This is a genomic window from Escherichia sp. UTM R2 (genome assembly GCF_048593455.1).
Lineage (GTDB): Bacteria > Pseudomonadota > Gammaproteobacteria > Enterobacterales > Enterobacteriaceae > Escherichia > Escherichia coli.
In genome coordinates this window covers 1,726,375-1,740,804 of the sequence record NZ_JBFWDY010000002.1, presented here as the reverse complement: position 1 = coordinate 1,740,804, position 14,430 = coordinate 1,726,375, and the positions used below count along the sequence as shown (strand labels likewise).

13 protein-coding genes are annotated in these 14,430 nt (G+C 50.8%); 2 read left to right on the top strand and 11 right to left on the bottom strand.

Annotated elements, in window-relative coordinates; genetic code table 11:
- The 10 genes from gmd to wza all read right to left on the bottom strand — a co-directional run bounded on the left by gmd (nucleotide 1) and on the right by wza (nucleotide 10,052).
- The gene (gmd, locus tag AB4H76_RS09140) at nucleotides 1–1,122 is read right to left on the bottom strand and encodes a GDP-mannose 4,6-dehydratase (protein ID WP_000048190.1); all 1,122 of its coding nucleotides are present in this window, start codon (nucleotides 1,120–1,122) and stop codon (nucleotides 1–3) included.
- 26 nt (nucleotides 1,123–1,148) lie between these two features.
- Nucleotides 1,149–1,697, bottom strand: coding sequence for a colanic acid biosynthesis acetyltransferase WcaF (gene wcaF, locus AB4H76_RS09135; RefSeq protein ID WP_001153550.1), 549 nt, complete (start codon nucleotides 1,695–1,697; stop codon nucleotides 1,149–1,151).
- A 15-nt stretch (nucleotides 1,698–1,712) separates the two neighbouring features.
- A complete protein-coding gene (gene wcaE / locus AB4H76_RS09130; protein ID WP_021562645.1) occupies nucleotides 1,713–2,459 on the bottom strand; it encodes a colanic acid biosynthesis glycosyltransferase WcaE in 747 nt (248 codons plus the stop codon).
- Between the two features lie 10 nt (nucleotides 2,460–2,469).
- Nucleotides 2,470–3,687, bottom strand: a complete 1,218-nt coding sequence (gene wcaD / locus AB4H76_RS09125; protein WP_000107816.1) for a colanic acid polymerase WcaD — start codon at nucleotides 3,685–3,687, stop codon at nucleotides 2,470–2,472.
- On the bottom strand, nucleotides 3,662–4,879 hold the full coding sequence (gene wcaC / locus AB4H76_RS09120) for a colanic acid biosynthesis glycosyltransferase WcaC (RefSeq protein WP_023565418.1): 1,218 nt from the start codon (nucleotides 4,877–4,879) through the stop codon (nucleotides 3,662–3,664). Before wcaC ends, wcaD begins: the two co-directional genes overlap by 26 nt.
- Nucleotides 4,876–5,364, bottom strand: a complete 489-nt coding sequence (gene wcaB, locus AB4H76_RS09115; RefSeq protein ID WP_000888740.1) for a colanic acid biosynthesis acetyltransferase WcaB — start codon at nucleotides 5,362–5,364, stop codon at nucleotides 4,876–4,878. Before wcaB ends, wcaC begins: the two co-directional genes overlap by 4 nt.
- A 2-nt stretch (nucleotides 5,365–5,366) precedes the next feature.
- Complete coding sequence (wcaA, locus tag AB4H76_RS09110) at nucleotides 5,367–6,206, bottom strand: colanic acid biosynthesis glycosyltransferase WcaA (protein ID WP_000654494.1); 840 nt, start codon at nucleotides 6,204–6,206, stop codon at nucleotides 5,367–5,369.
- 92 nt (nucleotides 6,207–6,298) lie between these two features.
- Nucleotides 6,299–8,461 (bottom strand): tyrosine-protein kinase Wzc, encoded by a 2,163-nt coding sequence (gene wzc / locus AB4H76_RS09105; RefSeq protein ID WP_420062588.1) that lies wholly within the window; start codon nucleotides 8,459–8,461, stop codon nucleotides 6,299–6,301.
- 2 nt (nucleotides 8,462–8,463) lie between these two features.
- A complete protein-coding gene (gene wzb, locus AB4H76_RS09100) occupies nucleotides 8,464–8,907 on the bottom strand; it encodes a low molecular weight protein-tyrosine-phosphatase Wzb (protein ID WP_000482901.1) in 444 nt (147 codons plus the stop codon).
- 5 nt (nucleotides 8,908–8,912) lie between these two features.
- Nucleotides 8,913–10,052, bottom strand: coding sequence for a polysaccharide export protein Wza (wza, locus tag AB4H76_RS09095; RefSeq protein ID WP_000978094.1), 1,140 nt, complete (start codon nucleotides 10,050–10,052; stop codon nucleotides 8,913–8,915).
- A 308-nt stretch (nucleotides 10,053–10,360) separates the two neighbouring features.
- Here wza and AB4H76_RS09090 point away from each other — a divergent pair, with 308 nt between their 5' ends.
- Together AB4H76_RS09090 and AB4H76_RS09085 are read left to right on the top strand one after the other, a co-directional pair.
- A complete protein-coding gene (locus AB4H76_RS09090) occupies nucleotides 10,361–10,510 on the top strand; it encodes a hypothetical protein (protein ID WP_162829205.1) in 150 nt (49 codons plus the stop codon).
- Nucleotides 10,511–10,710: 200 nt separating this feature from the next.
- Entirely contained in the window at nucleotides 10,711–12,294 is a 1,584-nt protein-coding gene (locus AB4H76_RS09085; protein WP_001300971.1) for a TerC family protein, read from the top strand.
- Between the two features lie 273 nt (nucleotides 12,295–12,567).
- On the opposite strand, the gene asmA is transcribed toward AB4H76_RS09085, so the two are convergent.
- Complete coding sequence (gene asmA, locus AB4H76_RS09080) at nucleotides 12,568–14,421, bottom strand: outer membrane assembly protein AsmA (RefSeq protein ID WP_001252331.1); 1,854 nt, start codon at nucleotides 14,419–14,421, stop codon at nucleotides 12,568–12,570.
- Nucleotides 14,422–14,430 lie beyond the last annotated feature (9 nt).

Genomic DNA, 14,430 nt, shown 5'->3' with positions numbered 1-14,430 from the left:
TTATGACTCCAGCGCGATCGCCACGTCGTAGCCGTGAGATTTCAGCAGAGAGTGTTTTTTCGCCGCTTCGAGGTCATTAGCCACCATTTCAGATACCATCTCTCTGAGGGTGATTTCCGGTTTCCAGCCCAGTTTTTCGTGCGCTTTGGTCGGGTCGCCGAGCAGCGTTTCAACTTCTGCCGGACGGAAGTAACGCGGGTCAACGGCGATAATCACATCACCCGGTTTAACGCCCGGCGCGTCATGCCCGGTGACGGAAACCACAATGCCCTTCTCTTCAACACCCGTGCCTTCAAAGCGCAGTTTGATGCCCAACTGTGCTGCCGCCATTTCCACGAACTGACGTACGGAGTACTGAACGCCGGTAGCAATAACGAAATCTTCCGGCTGTTCCTGTTGCAGCATCATCCACTGCATTTTTACGTAGTCTTTGGCATGGCCCCAGTCACGCAGGGAATCCATATTGCCGAGGTACAGGCACGACTCCAGCCCCTGGGCGATATTGGCGATTGCGCGGGTGATTTTGCGGGTAACGAAGGTTTCACCGCGGCGCGGGGATTCATGGTTGAAGAGAATACCGTTACAGGCGTACATGCCGTAGGATTCGCGGTAGTTAACGGTGATCCAGTAGGCGTACAGTTTGGCGACCGCATACGGAGATCGCGGGTAGAACGGCGTGGTTTCTTTCTGCGGAATTTCCTGCACCAGACCGTACAGTTCAGAGGTGGAAGCCTGATAAAAACGGGTTTTCTTTTCCAGACCGAGGAAGCGGATCGCCTCGAGCAGGCGCAGCGTACCCATCGCATCAACGTCTGCGGTATATTCCGGTGACTCAAAAGAGACCGCAACGTGGCTCATTGCGCCCAGGTTATACACTTCATCCGGCTGCACTTCACGCAAAATGCGTGTCAGGTTGGAGGTATCACTCAGGTCGCCATAATGCAGATGGAATTTCGGGTTGCAGGTGTGCGGATCCTGATAAATGTGATCCACGCGCTCGGTGTTGAATGACGATGCACGACGCTTAATACCATGCACCTCGTAACCTTTTTCCAGCAGAAACTCTGCCAGGTAAGAACCGTCTTGTCCGGTTACACCGGTGATGAGAGCGACTTTTGACATGTCTTATTCCTCTGTATTTTTTGAATTTATTCAGTTTCAACGCGTTCGCGTATCACCACTGCGGGATTCCCCCGGCAAACCACATTTGCCGGAAGCGTTTTAAAAACACTGCTTCGTGCACCCACGACGGTGCCGTCGCCAATCGTGACGCCAGGGGCAACAAAAACATCGGTTGCCAGCCAGCATTTCTCGCCAATCACAATAGGCGTAGCATTAATGGTGAAATGTTGACTTGCATGGTCGTGGCTACCGGTGCATAAATAACTTTTTTGCGATATCACCGAATGTGCGCCAATGGTTATTTCACCGAGGGTATATAAATTGACGTCATCGCCGACCCACGCGTAATCACCTAAGGTTAATTTCCACGGATAGGTAATTTTTACTGACGGACGAATAACTACGTTTTTTCCTATTTTTGCGCCGAATAAACGTAATAAAAATGCCCGCCAGCGATACAATACTTGTGGCGACCAGGCAAATATTGTTGCCTGTACTGCCCACCATAATTGCACTTTAATAGCGTTGCCGCCCCGGAACCCTTTCGGCACCGAGAAACCGCTTAAATCTTGCATTGGTTCTCCTTATATTCAGACTTTGTTATATAAGGCTTTCGTCTTTGAGGTAGTACGTTGGCGTAAATGCCAGGATAATTCAGCCCAAAAGCCAGGTACATGTAATATTTGTCGTTGGACTTTTTTGGCGTCAGCACACAATTCCATATTATTGGTGGTAGATACCCCACCCATGGAAAATTCAGACACCAGGCCATTGAGTTTTTTAAATGCATAACCGGCTTTATACATTTTGGCTGCCAGCGCGTAGTCGGAAGAAACTTTATACTCCAGGTCATAACGCCATTTTTTCAAGCCGGATACAGGGAAAAATATCGCCTGATGACTGGCGGGCAGGCTGTGATAAATATACCAGCCCGGTTTGGCGCTACGTTTAATTTTATGCCCGTCGCCAAAATCCAGCAGCGCATCGCCGGTGATCATCATGTTATCTTTTTGCATTTTTAACTTACGGACAAAATTTGCGGCATCCTGATGAAAAATATCGCCCGAATTGAGAAACAACGCGAACTTGCCTTGTGCCATCGTAATGCCTTTGTTCATGGCGTCGTAGATACCGTTATCTGGCTCGCTGACAAAGCGTAGGTTATAGATACCATTGAGATTTTCCAGATACTCACGGGTGCCGTCATTGGAACCGCCATCGACAACAATCCATTCGAAGCTGATATCTTCCGCCAGCGCCAGATGCGCCAGCGAGGCATGTGTTTTGACTATCCCTTCGAGGTTACGAAACGCGACAGTGATTATGCTAAGCAACATGTTCTTATTCTTACCTCGTAATATTTAACGCTTTTCGCAAAATAAACGGACAGACGATTAAAAATGCATATTCCGGGCTAAATATCGAACCGGTAAAAAACAGCGACACCGGAGTAAAAAGATATAATTGCACGCGAAAATTGCGGTTATCACCAAAAGCGTTGATCATCATTTTTATCACTTTCCCCATGTACCACAGCGATAAAAACACTGCGAACCAGGAAAAATAAATAATCAGCAGATACAAACCATTGTCTATGGTTTTTCCGACATCCGCACCGTTAAATATTCCGAATGATGCGACATATTCATAAAGTGAGCCAAATCTGACTACACCGTCAATATGGGTCAAAGAATAACCGACCATCACCAGCGGACCGACAATACGATAATATGATGACGATCCTTCCGTACCTAAATCGCCCAGACGGGTGGAAATATAAGGAAACGCGATTACCACACCAACCAGGAATACAGCCAGAGAAATCAATGCTAACGGTAACTTTTTCTTAATCGCCTCTTTATTCAGATATTGAAATGCCCACTCCAGCAAATAAAACAGGATAAAGGTCATAACCCCTGAAAACGATCCGGATAATATTATCCCTGCGAGAATCATAGCATCTGTTTTAGGCGTTTTGATACCAAACTGTTTGATGCTGAGCCAAATTGAGATTAATGCCAGAGCGAAAAATGCCGGTTCGAAATAAAGTGCTGTCGTGCGCTTGCCGCCGAATTTAATGAAATTCAGCACATAGCTGTTGCTGTAAATCAGATATTTCGAAATCGACTCCATAATACTGCTGCCACCGGTGAGGATAATTTGTGCCATCTCCACCGCCGCCAGCGCCACCACCAGCCCGACCACCAGATAAAAGAAACGTAATATCTTGCGATGGTTGTGTGGCGAAATTGTTTTAAAACGAATACTCCACACCATGCCAATAATGATCACAATATAGACAAACAGCATAGTTGAAGTGACGTATTTACTGGCATCCAGCGACTGACCAAACAGATAGTTAAACGCCGTGAGTCCCGCGCCAATCCCTAAGGCAATCATCAATTTTTTAACGCTGATGCGTTCTAAAAACAGCAGTAACAAGACAGGTAAAAAAGTGACGATGGTGATGGGGAAACTTTCGCCAAGCTGGGCGATTTTGACGTTAACCAGCAGATAAATCAGCGGCAGCAACAGGTAGCTACAGATTCTGATAGAAGTTGACATACTCCTCCAGCATCTGTTGTCCACTGTAGGCGGCGCGGCTGCGTTGGCTGAACTCAGCCAGCGTGGTACCAAATATCGCCTGCGCGATTTCCGGTTTGCTTAACTGCACCAGTTGCAGCACCTCTTCTTCGCTGACGGTTTTACCGCCGGATTTTTGCAACACTTCCCGCGCCGCATCGCTATGGGTGGCAATCACCGGCACGCCAATCGATAGCGCCTCACACAAAATCAGCGGGTAGTTATCGACGCGAGAACTGAATACCAGCGCATCCATCTGATTGAGCGCGCTCATCAGCTTACGTTTGTCGGTTTCAAAGCCGTGATTAACCACGTTGCCAGCGGTGAACGGCGAGAACTTACCAAAGGTATGCAGTTCAATTTTGTCGCCCAGCGCCATCATCTCGCGTACCAGTTGCTGGTTAGTTTTGCCGTCGTAACGCAGATCATGCGCCACCACCGCGATTTTCGGCTTGCCCTGGGTTTCGCGCACCGGAGGCAAGTCCGCCAGAATCGCTTCAGTTGCCATATCAATGCCATTATTGATAATCCGGCAACGCCCTGGACCGTACAGGCTATTGAAAGCGTCAGCCACATGCTGGCTGGGGGAAATAAACTGACAGCCCAGCGCCAGCATCTCACGGAATAACTGGCGTTTGCCCGCCACCAGTTGGTGTGCGCGATCAATCTTCACCGGCGGATAGTTATTTAAGGTCGGGCATTTCTGGCAGCCTGTTTTCCAGCCTTCGCAACCGTCGGTAAAGGCGCAGCGTCCGGTAACGCTCCAGTGATCGTGCAGCGTCCAGACCAGAGTGGCGTCCGGTTTATGGTTTTTCACCTTTTCGCAAAAGCGCACCACGCTCTTAAGATTTAGCCAGTAGCTGTGCAGCACATGAAAATGCAGGACCACCGGACCCGGTGTGCGAGTAATGGTGCGATATAACTCATTGAAATTGCCAAACAGATCGCGATTAAACAGACGAAACAGGGCAATATTCGCCATTGCGGTCATCCGCGGCGTATGTTTGATGACCTGCGGATAGTTCTGATGGCTGACGCTCTCTTTGCCGCCTTTGCCGTAACCGTAGACAAAATGTGACGCCAGCCCCTGTTGCAGCGCGCGCTGGTGGAGATCTAACGCCACACCTGCTGCCCCGCCTTCCGCCAGTCGCACATTAAATTGCAGAATATTCATTTAATTACCTTCACTCGCGCTTTTTCTCCCACCACCAGCGCGTTGTCCGGGACAGAGTCGAGCACCACACTGCCCGCGCCCACGGTGACGTTGTTACCAAGCGTGATATCACCAAGAATAATGACGTTGGCACCGAGTTCGACGCCGTTGCCAATGTGTGGACATGCCATGTTATCGGCACCACGATTGCCGATAGTGACGCCGTGACGAATGGTGAAATCATCCCCCGCTACCACGTTTTTATTGATCACTACGGCGTAACCGTGATGGATAGTAAAGCGGCGGCCAATGGTCGCGGCGGCCTGGATTTCATAACCGAAAAAGCATTCGGTGATAATGCGATACAGCACCAGCAGCGGGGCCGCCCAAAGATTGTTGAGGACGTTCTTTTTGCGCCACACCGAACAAAAATGAGCAACACGATAGGCAAGTACCATGCAGCACGGGCGTAAACTCCAGCTGTTGGCACGCAGATCTTCCAGCATCTTTAGCGCCCCCGAATACCATCAGCCAGACGTTTGCCGTTACGCACCGACAGCAGCGTCAGCAAAGTGCGCCAGGTCATGCGTTTATTGCGGATCTGGTAGAGGGTAAACAGCTGATATTTTTTGCTGGCGCGGTCGAATTTGTCTTTGTGCTTGCGGTAAAAGTGGAAGTATCCGGAGAATTTTTTCGGTGACGAGGTGATCTGCATTTCACCGTGATTGATATGCAGGATCTGCGTCGCCTCTTCCACTTTCCACGGTTCACCATACTCCACCACCATCCGCAGGAAGATGTCGTAATCCTGTGCCGCTTTCAGTTCGGTATCGAACAAACACTCTTTGAAACGCCACGCCCAGGTAAAGACCTGATTGCCAATGATATTGCGTTTATAGAACAGGCGGCGTGAATACGGCGATTTGGGATACAGCGGCAAGCTTGCCGGTTGGGAATAGACTTCGCCCTGGCAAACGTAGTCGTTAGCGTACAAAAAGGCGTGTGTGACCAGTTGCTGTTTATGGGCGAGGAAGACGCTCAGACGGTTGGGCGTCCATTCATCATCGTCATCGATCCCGGTAATGTATTCCCCTTGCGCCAGCATAATCGCCTGGTTACGTACCGCGCACGCCCCGCTGTTAATGTCGTTGTGAATGTAGGTGATACGCGGATCGTTGAGGGCGCTGACGTACTGTTGCAGTTGTTCCCAGGAGGTGGAGCAATCATCCACGATGATCATCTCCCAGTTACTGTAGTCCTGGCGCAGGACCGATTTTATCGCCCGAATCGCCAGTTGTTGGCGGTTCCAGGTCGGCATATAGATTGAGATCAGCGGATTGTCTTTCATAGGTTGTTCTCCCGGCTTATGAGCTGGTTTGCTTGCCGGATGCGGCGTGAACGCCTTATCCGGCCTACGGGGCGGTGCGAATGCAGGCGTCGTTATTTCGCATCCGACTTATATTCGTATTCGTAATAGCCATAATCCTGATACGCGCTGGCGCGGCGGAAGATGGAGTTCAGAATCACCCCTTTCACCGGAATACCGTTTTGCTCAAAGCGGCTCAGACTGGTTTCCACTTCTTTCAATGTGTTGACCGCATAACGCGCCACCATTAATGTGGTTCCGACATGACGACCAACAATTGCCGCATCGGTCACTGCCAGAATCGGCGGCGTATCAATCAACACCAGGTCATAGTTTTTACTCGCCCAGTTCACCAGTTCGGCAAAGCGTTCGCTCATCAACAGTTCAGAAGGATTTGGCGGCACCTGACCGCGCGGGATCAGGTCAAATTTGGCAATAGAGGTCGGTTTAGCAGCGGTAGTAATATCGCCCTGACCAATCAGAATTTCCGACAGGCCATTAACGTTATTAGTGCCCAACAGCTCGTGGGTGTAGCCTTTGCGCATATCGCAGTCGATCAACAACACGCGTTTATTGGTCTGGCTGATCACCGCCGCCAGGTTGGCGCAGACAAAGGTTTTACCAATTGACGGGCTAACCCCGGTCATCATCAACACATTGTTCTGTGCCTGCATCATCGCGAAGTGCAGACTGGTACGCAGACTGCGGATGGCTTCAATCGCCAGATCGGTTGGATTCCCCACCGCCAGTAGCTGGCTCTGTTTATAGCGTTTAATCCCTTTGATGGTTTTGACGCTATCACGCGCTTTCTGCCATTCCGACAGCGGGATGCTGGCATAGACGCTAATACCGTGTTCTTCCAGTACTTGCGGGCTTTCAATGCCGCGATTAAACAACGAGCGCAGCAGCACACCCACGATAGAAAGCATCAGGCCAAGGATAATCGCGCCGAGGATAATCAGCCCTTTCTTCGGTTTCAGCACGCCAGGCTGAGTGATTGCCGGGTCAACAATGCGCACATCGCCGACGGTGCTGGCCTCGGTGATTTTCAGCTCCTGCTCTTTATTCAGCAGTTGCATATAGACCTGCTGACCAGACTCGACATCGCGGGTCAGGCGCACAATCTCCTGCTGGGTTTTCGGCATCGCCGTTACGCGACCGTTAAGTTTGGCTTTCTCTTCTTCCAGCGCCTGACGTTTCTCCAGCAGCGTGCGGTACGCCGGGTGAACTTTGGTGTACAGCTTGGAGATTTCCGCCTCTTTAAAGGTCAGTTCGTTCAACTGCGCATCGATGTTCACCATCGAATCGAGCACCGCTTTTGCTTCCAGCGGCAGATCAACAGAATCTTTATCCTGACGGAAGGCATTCAGTTTGTTTTCGGCAACATCCAAGCGGCTACGTACTTCCGGTAACTGTTGCGCGAGGAAGGCGAGGCTTTTCGACGCTTCCGCCGATTTGCGCTCAATATTTTGTTCCTGATAGTTACGGGCGATGCTATTAAGAATGTCGCGGATCTGTTCGCGATCTTCACCGGTATAAGTCAGGCTCAGTACGCCTGCGTCTTTGCCGTTCTCCGTTACCGTCAGGCTGTTTTGCAGTTGATTGATCATCCCCAGCGTGGAGTATTTGGTGACGGTAAACTCACTGCCCGGGCGGGCGTGAATGGCTTCAACCATCAGCGTGACGCCTTCTTTTTTCAGCATCTGGCCCGCTTGTCCACGGGCGCTAAAGCCGCCATCACTGCTCAGGGTGTAGTTTTTATCGTCCAGCACATTAAGCGTAAACACCTGATCCGCCATCTCTTTCGGGCGGTTAAAGGTGGTCACTTTCACCGTCTCGTTCTGACGTCCCATCAAACGATCCCAGCCCGCACCGAAAATCGGTAACGTGTTTTTGCTCACTGCAATATCGAGGTCGAGATCGTCCACCGTTTTACCAAGCACCAGACGCGAACGAATCAACTGGATCTCGGCGTCCGATGCAGGCGGTTTGTTGGCTAATGCCGAGCCGATATCCTGCACCAGCGAATTGCCGCTGCTTTGCTCGATTTGTACCAGTGCGTCGGCACTATAAATCGGCGTGGCGAAGAAGGTGTAAACCACGGCACAGAGGGCAAATACGGCGGTGATGCCAATCACCCACCAGCGCGCTTCAATGACGGTGCCGATCAGGCGACCAATATCGATTTCATCACTGCCCGTTACCGGAGCGGCATGTTGTTTTACTTTTTCTGTCATTCTTATACCTGCTCTGCGTTCAATGCCTGCGCCCACTGGCGGGCAGACCGTTCAAGTAATGTGTACACCGCTGCAAACGTTTCCCGGCTTTTGCGATACGGATCGGGGATTTCACATTCGTTATCCCAGTGACCAAACAGCATCACTTTGCCGCGCATCTCAGGTGCCATCTCGCATAAGCGTTCGATATGGCGCTTTTCCATGGTCAAAATCAGGTCATAGTTGCGACACAGACGGCGGCTGATTTGCCGTGCACAGTGACCTTCCAGAGACAGTTGATGTTCTGCGGCGACGCTGATAGCGGTAGGATCAGCGCCCTTACCGACCAGCGCGCCGAGTCCAGCGGACTCCACTTTCAGTTCCGGGTGATAACGTTGCAGTAAGCGTTCCGCCGTCGGGGAACGGCAAATATTGCCGACACAGACAACTAAGATGTTGTTAAACATGACGATTACCAGTTATGAATGTCGCTGGCTGTATCCGTCATGTAACGGACACCGCTAATAGTTGGCAGCAACTGATTGATCAGACGGTTCCAGCGGGAAACCGGGGCGGTGGTGACATACACCACGTCATAAGGTTGCAGGCGGAATTCTGTCGCCATCACCAGCGACGTCGCATCGGACATATCCAGCTGGTAGATATTGGCAATCTTGCCATTACGCCCGCCCTCGCCTTTCAGCGGACGAATGACAAAGATGCCGCTGGCGTTGGAGGTGGTCATGTCGATGCCTTCAGCATTACCCAGGGCTTCAGTCAGGGTCATGCCGCTAAAGTCCATTTTCAGGGTGCTCTGTTTCTTCACTTCACCCATCACAAATACTTTCAGATCATCATTACGTGGCACGTAGAGAATATCGCCGGGGTAAAGCAGGCGATTCTGGTTGAGGTCGCCGTTTTGCATCAGCGCCTGCAAAGAAATGCGCTCTTCACGACCATTGTGTGTTAGCACCACGTTGCGCCAGTCAGCGGTGTCGGTCAGGCCACCTGCGGCGTTGATGGCGTCGAGAATAGTCAGTGGCACGTTGGTGATCGCCTGTTGACCGGATTTATTCACCTGACCGGAGATATAGGCCTTTTGTGAGCGGAAGGCGGCGATATTAACGTCCACCTGCGGGTCAGCGATGTACGTCGCTAAGCGCCCGGTAATATCACTGCGGATTTCAGCGAGCGTTTTCCCGACTACGTGGACCTTGCCGATATACGGGTAAAACATAGTGCCGTCAGGCTGTACCCAGTTGCCGGTGTCGCTGGAGCTGCGGTACTGACCGGCTGGCGTGGTGAGTTCCGGGTGATCCCAGACGGTGACATTAAGAACGTCCCCCGGCCCGACGCGATACTGGTAATTCGCGATCTCACTTTCCAGCGTCATATTGGGGCGCGCTACATTCGGGCGTGGGCGTAATTGGTCAATCAGGCGCGGGGTCAGCGGATAAACATTCACCATTTTGTCGAGATCGAAATCAGCGTCCTGCTGTTTGATGACGTCTTTGCCCATCGTCGACATATTGCTGCCCGGAAGTACTGTGCAACCGCTTATCAAGGTTACTGACACCAATAATGGCATCAATTTCATTTTGGATTTCATCATTGTTTATTTATCACTTTGGCAGAGTAATTATCCTGTGCACTATTAATAGCAATGTCGCCATGCACATTTACCTTGCAGTTAATTGAATAAAAATTTAACTGGCATCAGTCCTAAAAAAATTGATTTCATCCGCAGGCTATTGACAGAATAATTCAGACTGGTCTTTCAGGCATCCAGACACGCTACCGCCCCTGGCTTTTTAGCTACCAATACACTGATTTAGTTTAATTTTTCACACCCTCTCAGCATGCAGTCGTTGATGAGAAAGGGTTATTGCGGAAATTAACTTCCGAATATAAGGTGACATTATGGTAATTGAATATTGGCTCTCCAATAATGCAGGAGGAAGTGTTACAGCTAACGGAATAGCAGGCAAGGTAACAATTCGGCAATTGGCTATTTTTAAGAATTATATTAAGTGTCATTCAATATGGTTTTTAGGAGTTTCTTTAGGTTGACAATATTTAATATTGCGCCTCCACATGCGATATTTCTTAAATAATGTTTTATTATTACCACTTTTAATTCAGGGATAATGTGAGGTTATTACCCTCAAATAATATGAGATAAATAGTGCTGCAACATTGCATTTTTGCCCCGATTTATCCATGATCGAATTGTGACATTTGTCATACAACGAATAGGTTTTGTACTTACTATGGAATGGATTGCCGATCCGTCTATCTGGGCCGGGTTAATCACGCTGATTGTGATCGAACTGGTCCTCGGCATTGATAACCTGGTCTTTATTGCCATCCTCGCCGAAAAACTACCGCCGAAGCAGCGCGACCGCGCACGGGTTACCGGGCTGCTGCTGGCGATGTTAATGCGCCTGTTACTGCTGGCGTCAATCTCCTGGCTGGTCACCCTGACTCAACCGCTGTTCAGCTTCCGCTCGTTTACCTTTAGCGCCCGCGACTTAATCATGCTGTTTGGTGGTTTCTTCCTGTTGTTCAAAGCCACGATGGAGCTGAACGAACGGCTGGAAGGGAAAGACAGCAATAATCCCACACAACGCAAAGGTGCGAAGTTCTGGGGCGTGGTGACGCAAATTGTGGTACTGGACGCCATCTTCTCACTCGACTCAGTGATTACCGCCGTCGGGATGGTCGACCATTTACTGGTCATGATGGCCGCCGTGGTTATCGCTATCAGCCTGATGTTGATGGCCAGCAAGCCGTTAACGCAATTTGTTAACAGTCACCCGACCATCGTTATTCTCTGCTTAAGCTTCCTGTTGATGATTGGCTTTAGCCTGGTGGCAGAAGGTTTCGGCTTCGTCATTCCGAAAGGCTACCTGTACGCTGCCATTGGTTTCTCGGTGATGATCGAGGCGCTCAATCAGTTGGCTATCTTTAACCGGCGACGTTTTCTTTCCGCTAACCAGACGCTACGCCAGCGGACTACCGAAGCGGTAATGCGCCTGCTTAGCGGGCAAAAAGAAGATGCGGAACTGGACGCCGAAACCGCGTCCATGCTGGTGGATCATGGTAACCAGCAGATCTTTAATCCGCAGGAACGGCGGATGATTGAGCGGGTACTTAATCTTAACCAGCGTACTGTCAGCAGCATTATGACGTCGCGCCACGATATTGAGCATATCGATCTCAACGCGCCGGAAGACGAGATCCGCCAGTTGCTGGAGCGAAATCAGCATACGCGGCTGGTGGTTACCGACGGTGATGACGCAGAAGATTTGCTCGGTGTTGTTCACGTTATCGACCTGCTACAACAGTCACTGCGTGGCGAACCGCTCAACCTGCGGGTGTTGATTCGCCAGCCGCTGGTGTTCCCGGAAACCTTGCCGTTGTTACCTGCCCTGGAGCAGTTCCGTAATGCCCGCACGCACTTTGCTTTTGTGGTGGATGAGTTTGGCTCGGTGGAAGGGATTGTGACATTAAGTGACGTCACTGAAACCATTGCCGGTAACTTACCGAACGAAGTGGAAGAGATCGACGCCCGCCATGATATTCAGAAGAATGCGGACGGTTCCTGGACGGCGAATGGTCATATGCCGCTGGAAGATCTGGTGCAATATGTGCCGCTGCCGCTGGATGAAAAACGTGAATATCACACCATTGCCGGGCTGTTGATGGAATATTTACAGCGTATTCCAAAACCTGGCGAAGAAGTTCAGGTGGGGGATTATTTGCTTAAAACGTTGCAGGTAGAAAGCCATCGCGTGCAGAAGGTGCAGATTATTCCGCTGCATAAGGATGGCGAGTTGGAGTACGAGGTGTGATGGTATCGGTCATTTTACCCGATAGCCGAAAGGAATAAGATGAGGGAACCGCGCCAGCGGCGATTTACCGCCGGGAGCCCGGGTTGCCAGGGTGGTGGCGATTGAGCCACCCTGGCACGTTCACCGGCTTGAGCGTTCCATAGTAGTGAGGAACATCAAGTGAACGGAACAGCCTTCGATCTTACATATTCAGAATATAATGGTGCCGCCGCGAACGCCTGATGCGACGCTTTACGCGTCTTATCAGGCCTACAGGACAGGTCACCTGGTAACCTACATCTTCTCCAGCAACTTCTTCACATCTTTGCCATTGCGGGAATCTTTATTCCGCTCGGCCCAGTCATTCAGGCGACGTTTCGCTTCGTCCTGTAGATGTTTGCGCAGTAACTGATCCACTTGCAGACTGTAATTGAGTTGCTGCCAGTTGCCATAAACCCGCAGCGGTACTGGCGTTTCTTTGAGGAAATCAATCAGTTTGCTTTCCCCGTTCCAGCCACCCACGACCCGAATATCAAACTGGGTGTCGCAGGTTTGATCTGCCAGATTCAACATGCCTTCCCCTGTCAGCGCCAGCACAGGCGATTGACCTTGCATGTCGTTTAACGTCACGACGCCATCCTTCAACGTCAAATCGGTGGTAAAGCGGTCAAGCCGCGTCACGTTATCAAAGTTTTCAGCGGCCTTCACATCACCGCCATTACGCTCTACCGCTTGCTGAATCATCTGCTGGAAGTTCATCCCTTCCATGCGCGTGTCGGTCATTTCGACATGTGCCTGTCCTTGCCAGTTGTGGCGGAATGCGTCGGCATCTATGTCAGCACCGGAGAAATCACCAGCCAGTGACATTTTTCCGGTCAACGAAATCGGATAGTTAAACGCCTTCAGAATGGTACCAATCTCAACGTTTTCCAGCCGTGGCTGGAAGTTTATCCGCGGATTTATTGATGTCGCGTCCAGCGTGCCCGGCAGTGAAACCTGTCCACCGTTAAGCTTGCCCTGCAGTTGAGTAATTTCCAGCAAACCCGACTTGTTGGTCATTTGCGTGGCAACATCTGTAAAATTCATTCCGCGCCAGCGCACGTTACTGGCCTGCAACAAAATATCAGCCGTAAAGCCTTGCAGTCCCTGATAGGCCGGTTCATCAATACGCGAAGAAATAACCGGGCGCGGCAACGTTGATTGGCTCTGCCCCTGCTGCGCGGCACCGTTTTCACCATTCGCGGTTTCATTAAGCGGGATGAGGTTGTCAAGATTCAGTTGCGGGAATTGCAGTCTCAGCTGCCATTCAGGTTTCTCTGTCAGCGTGACCTGTGCTTGCCCGCTCAGCGTACTGTCATTGGCGGTCAAGCTGATTTGGTTAAATGAAAGGCGTTTATGTGACTCCTGCCACTGGGCCTGGAAACTCCCCTGCCCCTGAATACCTTGTTTTGGTAAATCGGCACCCTGCAACTGCCAGTTAATTTGTTCAATAGCCGCCGTTAAATCATGCGGATAATCAGAAGCATCTACCGTACCGTTAAGGGATATTGTGAGATCGCGCTGATCGCGATTAACCCGCCCGGAGAACTCAAATGAGCCACGATGTTGGGGATCTTGTTCCATTTGCAGGCGGATATTGCGGATTGTCACCTGCTCGTCATCTTCATGCTGGAACACCAGCACGCTGTCCGCCACCTTAAGACTGGATATATCAAACGACCATCCGCGATCGTCTGACAGATCCGGCAAGGTATTGTCGCGCGGTGCAACCGGAGCGTCTTCACTGCGCACCGCTTCCGTCTGCGGCGTCAGTTGGATCACTGCCCCTTTTAGCATCACCTGCTTAACGCTCAGTTGATGACTCAGTAGTGGTAAAAGCGCCACGTCCAGACGCATGTTGTCGGCGCGAACCAGTGGCTGGCTTGCGCCCTGGGCGGTGAGAGACATTCGCCCGGAGAGGATACTAAGCTGCGGCCAGACGTGCCAACGCAGTGGCCCGTCGAGCTGCAATTGATAACCGCTACGTGCAGCAACTTGCTTGACCATATAGTCGCGGAAATCATTCGGATTCACCAGCAACACTAACGCAGATAACCCGGCCACCAGCACGACCAGGAGTATCATCAGCGTCGTCAGAAATCGTCTCATGGTATCCTC

Coding starts and splice junctions, on each gene's coding strand:
- wcaB (WP_000888740.1), bottom strand. CDS start 5,364: ATGCTGGAAGATCTGCGTGCCAACAGCTGGAGTTTACGCCCGTGCTGC.
- wzc (WP_420062588.1), bottom strand. CDS start 8,461: ATGACAGAAAAAGTAAAACAACATGCCGCTCCGGTAACGGGCAGTGAT.
- AB4H76_RS09085 (WP_001300971.1), top strand. CDS start 10,711: ATGGAATGGATTGCCGATCCGTCTATCTGGGCCGGGTTAATCACGCTG.
- wcaC (WP_023565418.1), bottom strand. CDS start 4,879: ATGAATATTCTGCAATTTAATGTGCGACTGGCGGAAGGCGGGGCAGCA.
- AB4H76_RS09090 (WP_162829205.1), top strand. CDS start 10,361: ATGGTAATTGAATATTGGCTCTCCAATAATGCAGGAGGAAGTGTTACA.
- wcaE (WP_021562645.1), bottom strand. CDS start 2,459: ATGTTGCTTAGCATAATCACTGTCGCGTTTCGTAACCTCGAAGGGATA.
- wcaF (WP_001153550.1), bottom strand. CDS start 1,697: ATGCAAGATTTAAGCGGTTTCTCGGTGCCGAAAGGGTTCCGGGGCGGC.
- wcaD (WP_000107816.1), bottom strand. CDS start 3,687: ATGTCAACTTCTATCAGAATCTGTAGCTACCTGTTGCTGCCGCTGATT.
- wza (WP_000978094.1), bottom strand. CDS start 10,052: ATGATGAAATCCAAAATGAAATTGATGCCATTATTGGTGTCAGTAACC.
- wzb (WP_000482901.1), bottom strand. CDS start 8,907: ATGTTTAACAACATCTTAGTTGTCTGTGTCGGCAATATTTGCCGTTCC.
- wcaA (WP_000654494.1), bottom strand. CDS start 6,206: ATGAAAGACAATCCGCTGATCTCAATCTATATGCCGACCTGGAACCGC.
- asmA (WP_001252331.1), bottom strand. CDS start 14,421: ATGAGACGATTTCTGACGACGCTGATGATACTCCTGGTCGTGCTGGTG.
- gmd (WP_000048190.1), bottom strand. CDS start 1,122: ATGTCAAAAGTCGCTCTCATCACCGGTGTAACCGGACAAGACGGTTCT.